Origin of the sequence: Streptomyces changanensis, from assembly GCF_024600715.1 — a bacterium.
GTDB classification, from domain to species: Bacteria; Actinomycetota; Actinomycetes; order Streptomycetales; family Streptomycetaceae; genus Streptomyces; species Streptomyces changanensis.
Genome location: NZ_CP102332.1, coordinates 590,081 through 602,494, shown reverse-complemented (window position 1 = coordinate 602,494; position 12,414 = coordinate 590,081). Strand labels below are relative to the sequence as shown.

Annotated in this window: 8 protein-coding genes; 6 read left to right on the top strand and 2 right to left on the bottom strand. The window is 75.3% G+C overall.

Annotation, left to right across the window (positions count from 1 at the left end):
- Nucleotides 1-92: 92 nt before the first annotated feature.
- Nucleotides 93-449, bottom strand: a complete 357-nt coding sequence (locus NRO40_RS02600) for an STAS domain-containing protein (RefSeq protein WP_058940325.1) — start codon at nt 447-449, stop codon at nt 93-95.
- A 267-nt stretch (nt 450-716) separates the two neighbouring features.
- On the opposite strand from NRO40_RS02600, the gene NRO40_RS02595 reads away from it, so the two are divergent.
- From NRO40_RS02595 to NRO40_RS02580, 4 genes are all read left to right on the top strand, one after another.
- Nucleotides 717-5,033, top strand: a complete 4,317-nt coding sequence (locus tag NRO40_RS02595; protein WP_058940324.1) for a SpoIIE family protein phosphatase — start codon at nt 717-719, stop codon at nt 5,031-5,033.
- The gene (locus tag NRO40_RS02590; RefSeq protein WP_058940323.1) at nt 5,033-5,320 is read left to right on the top strand and encodes an STAS domain-containing protein; all 288 of its coding nucleotides are present in this window, start codon (nt 5,033-5,035) and stop codon (nt 5,318-5,320) included. Before NRO40_RS02595 ends, NRO40_RS02590 begins: the two co-directional genes overlap by 1 nt.
- A gap of 230 nt (nt 5,321-5,550) precedes the next feature.
- A complete protein-coding gene (locus NRO40_RS02585) occupies nt 5,551-6,378 on the top strand; it encodes an MEDS domain-containing protein (RefSeq protein WP_232790929.1) in 828 nt (275 codons plus the stop codon).
- Entirely contained in the window at nt 6,375-7,328 is a 954-nt protein-coding gene (locus tag NRO40_RS02580) for a sensor histidine kinase (protein ID WP_058940321.1), read from the top strand. The genes NRO40_RS02585 and NRO40_RS02580 overlap by 4 nt, the downstream gene beginning before the upstream one ends.
- Nucleotides 7,329-7,663: 335 nt before the next feature.
- On the opposite strand, the gene NRO40_RS02575 is transcribed toward NRO40_RS02580, so the two are convergent.
- Nucleotides 7,664-7,924 (bottom strand): GlsB/YeaQ/YmgE family stress response membrane protein, encoded by a 261-nt coding sequence (locus tag NRO40_RS02575; protein ID WP_058940320.1) that lies wholly within the window; start codon nt 7,922-7,924, stop codon nt 7,664-7,666.
- A gap of 271 nt (nt 7,925-8,195) precedes the next feature.
- Between NRO40_RS02575 and NRO40_RS02570 the strand changes: the two genes are divergently transcribed.
- Both NRO40_RS02570 and NRO40_RS02565 read left to right on the top strand, forming a co-directional pair.
- Entirely contained in the window at nt 8,196-10,115 is a 1,920-nt protein-coding gene (locus tag NRO40_RS02570; protein ID WP_058940414.1) for a CASTOR/POLLUX-related putative ion channel, read from the top strand.
- A 108-nt stretch (nt 10,116-10,223) separates the two neighbouring features.
- Nucleotides 10,224-12,257, top strand: a complete 2,034-nt coding sequence (locus NRO40_RS02565; protein ID WP_058940319.1) for a flavin monoamine oxidase family protein — start codon at nt 10,224-10,226, stop codon at nt 12,255-12,257.
- The last annotated feature ends 157 nt before the right edge of the window (nt 12,258-12,414 follow it).

Genomic DNA, 12,414 nt, shown 5'->3' with positions numbered 1-12,414 from the left:
CCCGCCACCCCGTGCCGCACCCCGCCATCAGTGGTGCGGGCAACGGCCCCCGTCCTCCGGGCGGGGGCCCGACGGTGGTCACGCGTCCCGCGTCAGGCGCGCAGTGCCGCCACCGCGGCGTCGGTCGTGGGCCGCAGCGTGAACACCTGGTCGAGGCCGATGGTGTGGAAGACCCGGGTCAGGTCGTCACCGAGACCGGACAGGACGAGGGGGCAGCCGACGGCCCCGGCACGGTGGTAGGTGGTGACGAGCACCGTGATGCCGGTCGAGTCGCAGTAGGTGAGCCCGGACAGGTCGATCACCAGACCCCTGGTGGCGGACGACGGGACCCCGTCGAGCGCCTCGGTGAGCCGGGGGGCGGTGTGGTGGTCCAGCTCGCCGACCACCCTCAGCACGACGGGCCCGTCCCGGTGGATCTGCTGGTCGACGGTCAGGACGGGCTGGGTCACCGGTTCTCCTGTGGGGCGATGCGGGCGGTACGGGGTCGGCAGGGGCGGTGCCGTTCGCCGGTTCCCGGACCCGGCCCGTCGGGAGGCTCACCAACCCCGTGTGCGCCACGGCGGCCGGCACACCCTGCCGGATGTCGGCGCCCTGGCCGGGGACCTATCCTACGTAGGGATCGGCACGGGTGGGGAGCCGGCGGACCGCCGGGGGGACGGGTGCGCGGGCCGCGCCCGTTCCGCCCGGTCGCACGGGCGTGGAGGAAAGGGTTACCTGTGGCGCGTTCCGCGGACGCCGAGCACCGGCCGTCCACCGCGGCGGGGAGCGGCGTCTTCGCCGCCGACGAGGAGGTCGGACGCGACCTGGCCGCGGTCGACTGGGCCGCGACCCCCCTCGGACCGCCGGCCGACTGGCCGCAGAGCCTGCGGACGGCGGTGAGCATCCTGCTGTCGTCCCGGTTCCCCATGTGGATGGCGTGGGGCCCGGACCTGACGTTCTTCTGCAACGCCGCCTACCGCCGGGACACCCTGGGGCAGAAGTACCCCTGGGCGCTGGGCCGCCCGGCCGACGAGGTGTGGGCGGAGATCTGGGACGACATCGGCCCGCGCATCGACGCCGTGCTCGCCACGGGCCGGGCCACCTGGGACGAGGCGCTGCTGCTGTTCCTGAAGAGGTCGGGGTACCCGGAGGAGACCTACCACACCTTCTCCTACAGCCCGCTGCGCGACGACACCGGCGCGGTCGTCGGGATGCTCTGCGTCGTCAGCGAGGAGACCGAGCGGGTCATCGGCGAACGGCGCATGGCCACGCTCCGCGACCTCGGCTCGGACCCCAGCGTGGTGCGGACCGAGGAGGAGATGCTCGCCTTCGCCGGCCGGCAGCTCGGCCGCAACCCCCGCGACCTGCCGTTCACCCTCACGTACCTCTTCCAGCCGGACGGCACCGCGCGGCTCGCCGCCTCCACGGGGCTGCCCGCCGGCCACCCGGCGGCGCCCACCGTCCTGGCGGCCGGCGACGGGGCCGCGCCCTGGCCGGCCGCCGCCGCGGCCCGCGGCGAGAGCGCCGTACTGGCGCTCGACGGTGCCCCGTTCGGCGACCTGCCCGCCGGGGTGTGGCCGCAACCGCCCCTCCACGCCCTCGTCGTGCCCCTGCTGCGGCAGGGCGGAGACCCGTACGGCTTCCTGGTGGCCGGGCTCAACCGGTACCGGGTCCTCGACGCGGGCCACCGCGGCTTCGTCGAGCTGGTCGCCGGGCACCTCGCGGCCGGCGTCGCCAGCGCGCGCAGCTACGAGGCACAGCAGCGGCGGGCCGAGGAACTGGCCGAACTGGACCGGGCGAAGACCACCTTCTTCTCCAACATCAGCCACGAGTTCCGCACGCCGCTCACCCTGATCATGGGCCCGGTCGAGGAACTGCGCTCGCGGCTGGGCCGCGACGCCGACCCCCGCGTGCGCGAGGAGCTGGAGGCCGTCCACCGCAACGGCCTGCGGCTGGGCAAGCTCGTCAACAGCCTGCTGGACTTCTCCCGCATCGAGGCCGGGCGGATGCGCGCCAGGTACGAGCCGGTGGAGCTCGCGGCGGCCACGGCCGAACTCGCCAGCGTCTTCCGCTCCGCCGTGGACCGGGCCGGTCTCGCCTTCGACGTCGACTGCCCCGCGCTGGACGAGCCGGTGTACGTCGACCGGGGCATGTGGGAGAAGGTCGTCCTCAACCTGCTCAGCAACGCGGTGAAGTTCACCTTCGAGGGCTCCATCCGCGTCGCGGTCCGCGCCGACGGCGACCACGCCGTGGTCACCGTCGCCGACACCGGCGTCGGCGTGCCCGCCGGGGAGATGCCCCGGCTCTTCGAACGCTTCCACCGCATCGAGAACACCCGCTCCCGCTCCAACGAGGGCAGCGGCATCGGTCTCGCCCTCGTCAAGGAGCTCATCGGGCTGCACGGCGGGACGATCACGGCGGAGAGCGAGCCGGGCGAGGGCACGTGCTTCACCGTCCGGCTGCCCTTCGGCTCGGACCACCTGCCCGCCGACGCCCTCGGCCCGTCGGAGCCCGCCGCGTCCGTCGGGGCCGCACCGCCCGCCGCGTCGCCGCCGTCTGCGGCACCGCCCGCGGCCGCGCCCCCCGCGACGCCCTCCGGCGGGCTCCCGGCCTCCGCGGAGCCGTACGTCATGGAGGTGCGGCGCTGGCTGCCGGACCCGCCGTCCGACCTGGACGCCCCCGTGGCCCCCGTCCCCGCCGCCGCGCCCGCCACCGGCACGCGCACCGGGACCACCGCGCCCGGCACCGGCACCGGGCAGCGTCCCGGCGCCGAGGGTGGCGCCGCCGGGACCGTCACGCCGGCGCGCGTACTGATCGCCGACGACAACGCCGACATGCGCGAGTACCTCACCCGGATCCTCGGCGGCGCCGGCCACCACGTCGAGGCGGTCGGCGACGGCCGGGCGGCACTGGACGCGGTGCGCGCCCACGCCCCCGACCTCGTGGTCAGCGACGTCATGATGCCGGTCCTCGACGGACTGTCCCTCGTGCGGGAGCTGCGCGCGGACCCGCGCACCGCCGCCGTGCCCGTGCTGCTGCTCTCCGCCCGCGCCGGCCAGGAAGCCTCCATCGAGGGCCTGCAGGCCGGAGCCGACGACTACCTGGTCAAGCCGTTCGCGGCGGCGGAGCTCCTGGCCCGCGTGCGCGCCAACGTGGAGCTCTCCCGCATCCGCACCCACCACGCCCGCTGGCGCGCCGCGCTGATCGAGTCCCTCCAGGAGGCGTTCTACGTCTGCGACGAGGACGGCGCCGTCATCGAGATCAACACCGCGTTCGCCGACATCCTCGGCTACGGCCCCGACGGCCTGCCGTACGTGCCGATCCACCCCTGGTGGCCCGCCGCCGACACCGACCCCGAGGCGCACCGGCAGGTCGGCGAGGTGTTCAGCAAGCTCCTGCGGCACGGCCACGGCCGCCACACCATCCCCGTCACCCACCGCGACGGGCACCGGCTGTGGATCGACGTCGCCTTCAACCAGGCGCGGGACCCCGGCACCGGGCGCCGCGTCACCGTCGGCACCTTCCGGGACGTCACCGCGGAGCACTACGCCGTCCAGCGCGACGGCGCCCTCGCCGCGCTCGGCCTGCGGCTGTCGGGCGCCACCAGCCTGGACGAGGCCCTCACCGGCGCCCTGGACGAGCTGAAGGAGCTGTGGCGCGCCCGCCAGGTCCTGGCCGTCGTCTTCGGCCACCACGACGAGCCCGCACTCACGGCGACCGACGGCGCACCGCAGTGGCGGGAACTGCCCGCCGACCGCCGCGACGCGCTCGCCGCGCTGCGCGAACACGCCCCGCTGACCCCGGTCGGCGACCACTCCGGCGTGGGCGTCACCCTCGGACACCCCGACGGGTCGATGGTCCTGTGGGTGGACCTGGGCGAGAGGCGGCCCTTCACGGACGAGGACCAGCTGCTGCTGTCGCTGCTCGCCGGGCACCTCGCGCAGGGCCTGGTCCGCGCCCACCAGATCGACCAGCAGCGCGAGACCGCCATCACCCTGCAGCGGGCCATCCTCGGCCCCTCGCACCTGCCCGACGGCTTCGCCGTCCGCTACGAACCCGCCACCGAGCCGCTGGAAGTGGGCGGCGACTGGTACGACACGGTCACCCTGCCCGACGGGCGCATCGGCATCGTCGTCGGCGACTGCGTCGGCCGCGGCCTGGCGGCGGCCACCGTCATGGGCCAGCTGCGCAGCGCCTGCCGCGCCCTGCTGCTGCAGGACTCCAGCCCGTCCCGGACCCTGATGGCGCTGGACCACTTCGCGGCCGGCGTCCCCGGGGCGCTGTGCACCACCGTCTTCTGCGGGGTCCTCGACCCGGAGACCGGCCGGATGACCTACTCCAGCGCCGGACACCCGCCCGGCATCCTCGCCGACCGCGACGGCACGACCCGCCTCCTGGAGGACGGGCGGTCCGTCCCCCTCGCCGTCCGGCCCGGCAGGGAGCGCCCGGAGGCGGAGTGCACCATCCCCGCCCGCGCCACCCTGCTCCTCTACACCGACGGGCTCGTCGAGCGCCGCCGCCGCCCGCTGAGCGTCGGCATCGACCGCGCCGGCGAGGCCGTGCAGGACGGCAGGGACGCCGCCGTCGACGACCTCGCGACGCGGGTGATGTCCCGCCTGGCGCCCGCGAACGGCTACGACGACGACGTCGCCCTGCTCCTCTACCGCCACCCCGGCCCGCTGGAGGTCACCTTCCCCGCCGAGTCCTCGCAGCTCGCGCCGGTCCGCAATGCCCTGCGCACCTGGCTCGAACGGTGCGGTCTGCCCCGGCAGACCGCGCAGAACGTCCTCGTCGCGGCGGGCGAGGCATGCGCCAACGCCATCGAGCACGGCCACCGCCACAACCCGGGCCAACCCGTCGTGCTGCGCGCCGAGGCCCGCGTCGACGACCTGTGGCTGACCGTCTCCGACAGCGGCGAGTGGAGGACCCCCCAACCCGAGGCCAACGCCCACCGCGGCCGTGGCCTGACGTTGATGAAGGCCATGATGCAGCAGGTGACCGTCGTCCCCGGCGCCTCCGGAACCACCGTCCAGATGCACACGAGGATCGCGTGATGACCACTCCGCTCAGCCTGGCCCCGGGCCGGCGGCCCGACGGCACCGCCCTGCTCACGGCCGTCGGCGAGATCGACATGAGCAACGCCGACGCCCTGGCGGCGGCGCTGGACACCGCGCACGGCCCGGTCGTCCTCGACCTCACGGAGGTCGGGTACCTGGACAGCGCCGGTCTCAACGTGCTGTTCTCCCGGGCCGACCGGCTCGAACTGGTCACCGGCCCGCTGCTCGCCCCGGTACTGGCCGTCTCGGGACTCGCCGAGCTCACGATCGTCCGACAGGCGTAGGGGGCGCCTCGCCGGGCGGCTCCCGGCCGGCCACGCCGGGGTCGCCATGCACGGCGCCGAGGCCGGCGGTACCGCCGGCCGGGTGGCAGTAGGCTGGTCGCGCAGGTCGGCGAGCGCCGCGGCCTGGTGTGTTTCCATGGAGAGGCAAGCAGGCAGGCCGGACAGGACGAGGGGCGGGCAGCGTGGCGATGGTGCCTGAGGTGGCCGTACCCCCCGTGCGAGGGCCGGCCGTGGGACGCCACTCCAGCGTCGTCTACTCCGACGACCGGGCGTGGGCGCGCCACCTGTGCGCGTTCGTCCGCGACGGGCTGGAGCGGGACGAGCGGATCGAGTACTTCGCCGACGCCACGGACCCCGAGCGGGTGCTGCGCACCCTCGCCGACGACGGCATCGACGCCGCGGCGGCCGTGACCCGCGGACAGCTGTCCGTGGCGACCGCCGCGCGGACGTACCTCGCCGACACCGGCTTCGACCCGGACGCGATGGTCGGGCTCTGGCACGACGCGTTCGAGGCCGCCTCGGCGCGGGGGCACCGGGGACTGCGCGCGATCGGCGAGATGTCCTGGGGCACGCGCGACGTCGCCGGCGCCGACCGGCTGCTCGAGTACGAGCTGCGCGTCCACCACGAGGTCGTGGACCGGCTGCCGGTCACCGCCTGGTGCTTCTACGACCGGCGCCTGCTCCCCGACGCGTACGTGGACGTCCTGGCGGGCGCCCACCTGACGCACCGCGGCGACCCCTCCGCCAGGCCCGCGCTGCGGGTGGCCCCGCTCGTCGACCGCCCCGGTCTGGTGATGGCGGGCTCCGCCGGCCACGACACGCGTGACGTCGTCGCCGCCGCGGCCGCCGCCGTCAGAAGCGCGCCGGCACACCGGGTGGAGCTGGACCTGTCGGCCCTGCGCCACCTCGACGCCGCCTCGCTGGCCACCCTGGCCGGCGCGGCCACCGGCCGGCCGGACGGCGTGCCCCTGCGCGTCCGGCAGGCACCGCCGCACCTGCGGCGGCTCCTGGAACTCTTCCCCGAACTCGGCTCCGCCGTGGAGGTCGTGGGCCGATGACGTACACGCGAACAGCAGACGGGACCGACCGGCTCGCCGGCTTCCACCACCCGGCACTCTTCTACTCCACGGACGACGAGTACCGCGCCGGCGTCGGCGCCTTCGTCCGGGACGCCCTCGACGACGGGCACACCACCCTGGTGGCCGTCCCCGGCCCGCAACTGGCGCTGCTGCGGGACGCCGTCGGCGCCGACCACCACCGCGTCACATGGGTGGACATGACCGACGCCGGGCGCAACCCGGGGCGGATCCTGTCGATGCTGCAGGACTTCGCCGACCGCCACGAGGACACCGCGCCCGTGTCGATCGTGGGGGAGCCCATCTGGGTCGGGCGCACCCCCGCGGAGGCGTGGGAGGCGACCCGGCACGAGGCGCTGATCAACCTCGCGTTCGAGGGTCGCCGGGCCGCCATCCTCTGTCCCTACGACACGGCCCTGCCGGCCGAGGTCCTGACCCACGCGTACCGCACCCACCCGGTCGTCGGCGAGCCCGGCGCCTACCGCGCCAGCCACCGCTACACCGACCCGCACGAGGTCTGCCGCGACTGCGACGTCCCGCTGCCGGAACCGGTGGACGCGGTCGTCGTCGCCTTCGGCGAGTGGGACCTGGCGCGGACCCGGGACGAGGCCGACCGCTGGGCAGCGGCCGAAGGACTGCCGCAGGACCGCCGCACGGACTGGCTGCTCGCCGTCGCCGAGGCGATCAGCAACTCCGTGCGTCACGGCGGCGGCCGCGGGACCCTGCGGATGTGGCGCGCGGACGGCGGACTCGTCGCGGAGATCAGCGACCGGGGCCGGCTCGGCGACCCGCTCACCGGCCGCCGCCGGCCCGACCCCCTCGCCCCGACCGGCGGCCGCGGCGTGTGGATGATGCACCAGCTGTGCGACCTGGTCGAGATCCGGGCAGCCGCGCGGGGACTCGTCCTGCGCCTGCACATGGGGCTGAAGTGAGGACCGCGGTCGGGCACGCGGGGCGTCCCGCTCCGGTCCGCTGAAGACGGCGGGCCCGCCACCGGGACGACGGGCGCGCCCCGCCCGGGCCTGCGGCCCGCTGCGGGCCGCCTCCCTCGTGGAGGACACGGTCGCCCTGCTGGAGGCGTTTCCCGACGGGGCGGGGGACGACGTCGCCGTGCTGGCCCTGTCCGTTCCCGCCGACGCCACCGGTCGCGCCGGGGGGACTTCCCGAAGGGCCATGGACACGTGAGAAGCCCCGGCGGCCCGAAGGCCGCGGGGGCTTCTCACGTGTCCCGGCGCGGGGTGTCCGCGCGGGGTGTCCTGGTACCGGGTCAGGCGTGTCGTCGCGCCCACATCGGGCTGATGACGCCGATGAGGACGGCTGCCACACCGATCTGGAAGATGTGACGGATCCAGTCGATGCCGCCGGTGTCGCGCACGCCGACGGCGGAGGCGAGCGCGTTTCCCACGACGGCGCCGGCGATGCCGAGCAGCACCGTCATCCACAGCGGGATGGGCTGACGGCCGGGGAGGACGAGCTTGGCCAGAAGACCGATGATCAGCCCCGCGATGATGGCCCAGAGGAACGACACGACGACTCCTAACGTTGCTTGCCCGACCTTCGGGTAGTACTCCGCGTGCCCGCCGGACGCCGCCGTATGCGTCGCGTTCTCCGCGGTGCCGTCCCGGGGTCGCGGCGCGGCGCGGGGCCGTGGCTCGAAGGGATGAATCCCGGCCTTCCGGCGATCAGCGGGCGGGGCGGGGGACCACGCTGCTGGTGTGCAGAAGACGAGTGACGGATCCGGTGGTCGGTCGGAACCGGTGGCGGGCCACCGGCACGGGGGCGGTGCGCGCGGCGCCGCGGTGGAGGAGGGCGGAGGAGCGCCGGCGGGATCGGGGGGACGGTGGCCGTGGGCGCAGCGCGCGGTCTACTGGTTCGACAACACGCTCGCCGGAGGGACGTACGTCCTGGTCGGCTGGCTCGTCGTCGCCTGCCTGAGCGTGGTCCTCCCGGTGAGCGCCGTGCTGGTGTGGACGGACGGCCGGGCACCCGCCTCGCTGTCGGGGAAGCTCGCGGAGGTGTGGCGGAGCACCGGCCAGACGCTCCGGCTGGGCGGCGAGGTCGGACCCGCACCGCGCATCGCGCTGTCGGTGCTGCTCGCCCTCGTCACCCTGCTGTACGTCTCGACCCTGGTCAGCCTGATCACGACCGGGATCAGCGAACGGCTGCTGGCCCTGCGCAGGGGGCGCTCCCCGGTGCTGGAGCGGCGGCACGCGGTCGTACTGGGCTGGTCGGAGCAGGTGTTCACCGTCGTCTCCGAACTGGTCAGGGCCAACGCCAACCAGCGGCGTGCCGCCGTGGCGGTCCTCGCCGACCGCGGCAAGACGGAGATGCAGGACGCCCTCGACGCCAAGGTCGGCCCGACCGGGCGGACCCGGCTGATCTGCCGCAGCGGTCGCCTCACCGACCCCGACGACCTGACCCGCGTGGGCCCGGCGACCGCCGACTCCGTGATCGTGCTGCCGCGTGACAGTCCGTCAGAGGACGGGGAGGTCGTCAAGACGCTGCTCGCGCTGCGCGCGGCGGTGGGCGACGACAGCGGGGTGCGCGTCGTCGCCGCGGTCCGCGACGACCGCTACCGGCTGGCCGCGACGCTCGCGGCGGGGCCGGACGCGGCGGTGCTGGAGATCGACGACATCACCGCCCGGCTCGTCGCGCGGGCCGCGCGCCAGCCGGGCCTGTCCCTGGTGCACCAGGAGCTGCTCGACTTCGAGGGGGTCGAGTTCTACACGGTCGACGAACCGGCCCTGCTCGGCCGCCCGTTCGGGGAGACGCTGCTCGCCCACGCCTCGTCCTGCGTCGTCGGCCTCGTCCGGGACGGCGGGGCCCTCGCGCTCAACCCGTCGCCCGACACGGTGCTCGGCCCCGGCGACCGGCTCGTCGTCATCGCCGAGGACGACGACACCACCGTCCTGTCCGACGTGTGCGCGGCCGTCGACCCGGCGGTCATCGTCGACCGGCCCCCGGTCACCGCCCGTCCCGAGCGGATCCTGCTCCTGGGGTGGAACCGCCGCGCCACCCGCATCGTCACCCAGCTCGCCCGCTACACCCCGCCCGGTTCCGTCCTCGACGTCGTCGCGGACGGCGGGAAGCCGACCGCCGCGGCCGTCCGGTCGGCCGCGGCCGAGGCCGCCCCGTCCCTCGCGGTCCTCCTCCGCCGGGGGGACCCGACCAGGCCCGAGACGCTGGACGGCGTCGACGCCGCCTCCTACGACAGCGTCATCGTGCTCGGCCCCGACCACCGGCCCGGTCACGACGAACCTGACGACCGCACGCTCGTCACGCTGCTGCTCCTGCGCGCCATCGAGCGGGCGTCGGGCCGGGAGATCCCCGTGGTGACGGAGATGACCGACGACCGCAACCGGGTGCTCGCCCCCGTCAGCGCCGGCTCCGACTTCATCGTGAGCGGGAAGCTGGTCGGACTGCTGATGTCGCAGATCTCGCAGAACCGGCATCTGGCCGGTGTGTTCGAGGAGTTGTTCTCCCCGGACGGCAACGGCCTCCACCTGCGGCCCGCCGGGCACTACGTCCGCCCGGGGTGCGAGACCGCCTTCGCCACGGTCGTCGAGTCGGCCCGGCGGCGCGGCGAATGCGCCGTCGGGTACCGCAGCGCCCCGGACCGGCGGACGGGCGACGACCACGGGGTGCGCGTCAACCCCGCCAAGACGGCGGTGCGGCGGTGGACCGCGCACGACGAGGTCATCGTGCTCGCCGCGGACTGACTCCCGCCCCCGGAAAGGGAGTCAACCCTGCGCCGTGGCGTTCCCCTATCAGGATGATGCCCACGCATGGCTCCGTGTCCCGGCGCGCGGAACCACTAGGAAGGGCGCATGACTGAAGATCAACTCCAGGGGCGCCCGTCCGACGCCTCCCTGTCGCGGCGCCGGTTCACCACGGTGGCCGGGGCCGTCGCCGCGGCGGCGCCCCTCGCCGCCACCGCCGCCGGACCCGCGTCGGCGCTCACCCAGGCCGGCCCGGCCGCGCCGCCGGCTCCCGCGGCCCGGCCCCCCGCCGCACGCGGCGCGGACTTCGACCGCTGCCTGGCCGTGGCCCGCGCGCTGCTCGTCGTGGACGAACAGGACCGGCCCCTGGTGCCCCACTACCAGCGCGTCCTGCGCGACGGCCTGCCCCGGCGCCGCTCCGGCACGGGCCGGAAGGTCCTCGTCATCGGCGCCGGTCCGGCCGGACTGGTCGCGGCCTGGCTGCTGCTGCGCGCCGGGCACGACGTGACGCTCCTGGAGGCCAACGGCAACCGCGCCGGCGGGCGCATCAAGACGTTCCGCACCGGTGGCCACGAGGGGGCGGAGCAGCCGTTCGCCGACCCCCGCCAGTACGCCGAGGCGGGCGCCATGCGCATCCCCGGCAGCCACCCGCTCGTCATGGACCTCATCGACCGGCTGGAGCTGGCGAAGCGGCGGTTCCACTACGTGGACGTCGACGGGGACGGCCGCCCGGCCAACCGCACCTGGATCCACGTCAACGGCGTCCGCGTGCGCCGCGCCGACTACGCCCGCGCCCCCCGCCGCGTCAACCGCTCGTTCGGCGTGCCGCAGGCGTACTGGGACACGCCCGCGGGCGCCATCCTGCGCGGCGTGCTGGACCCGGTGCGCGACGAGTTCAGCACCGTCGGCCCGGACGGCAAGCGCGTCGACAAGCCGCTCCCGGAGCGGGTGCAGGGATGGGCGCGGGTCATCCAGCGCTTCGGCGACTGGTCCATGTTCCGCTTCCTCACCGAGCACGCCGGCCTCGACGAACGCACCGTCGACCTCATCGGCACCCTGGAGAACCTCACCTCCCGGCTGCCCCTCTCCTTCCTCCACAGCTTCACCGGCTCCTCGCTCATCAGCCCCGACACCACGTTCTGGGAGCTGGCCGGAGGCACCGCAGTCCTGCCCGACGCCCTGCTGCGGCTCGTCCGCGACAGCGTGCGCTTCGACCGCCGGGTGACGCGCATCGAGTACCTCCACCCCGACCGGCCCGCCGGCGACCTCCACCACGTCCGACCCGGCGGCCCCCGCGTGTGGGTGGACACGGTCTCCGAGGGCCGCGACGGCCCCCCGACCCGCCGGCAGTTCACCGCCGACGCGGCCGTCGTCACGGTCCCCTTCTCCGGTCTGCGGCACGTGCAGGTCGCCCCGCCGATGTCGTACACCAAGCGCCGCGCCGTCGCCGAACTCCACTACGACTGCGCCACCAAGGTCCTGCTGGAGTTCAGCCGCCGCTGGTGGGAGTTCACCGAGGCCGACTGGAAGCGCGAACTCGACCGCATCGACCCCGGGCTGTACGACGCGTACCGCACGGGCGGCGCCGCCACCGACGGCAGCCTCCTCGGCGCCCACCCCTCCGTGCCCCGCGGGTACCTCACCCCGGCGCAGCGGGTGCACTACGCCGCCAACCGGCACGCCGCCCGCGACCAGCCCGAGGCGGCCGGGGTGATCGGCGGCGGGTCGGTGTCGGACAACGCCAACCGGTTCATGTTCAACCCCTCCCACCCCGTTCCCGGCAGTGACGGCGGCGTGGTCCTGGCCTCGTACAGCTGGGCCGACGACGCCCTGCGCTGGGACTCCCTGCCCGACGAGGCCCGCTACCCGCACGCCCTCGGCGGACTGCAGCAGGTCTACGGACAGCGCGTCGAGGTCTTCTACACCGGCGCCGGCCGCACCCAGAGCTGGCTGCGCGACCCGTACGCGTACGGCGAGGCGTCCGTCCTGCTGCCCGGCCAGCACACGGAGCTCCTCCCCGCCATCCCCGAGCCGGAGGGCCCCCTGCACTTCGCCGGGGACCACACCTCCGTGAAGCCCGCCTGGATCGAGGGCGCCCTGGAGTCGGCCGTACGCGCCGCCCTGGAGGTCCACACCGGCTGACGCGGCCCGGCGGCCTGTCCGGGGCCGGGCCGGGTACCCGTGGCGCCATGAGGCAACGAGCACGCCGGCAGGGGCTCCCCGCCGGCCCCGCCGGACCCGTCGTCACGACACCGGCCGAGGGAAGCGTCGGCACCGGCCCCGGACGGCGCCACGCCGC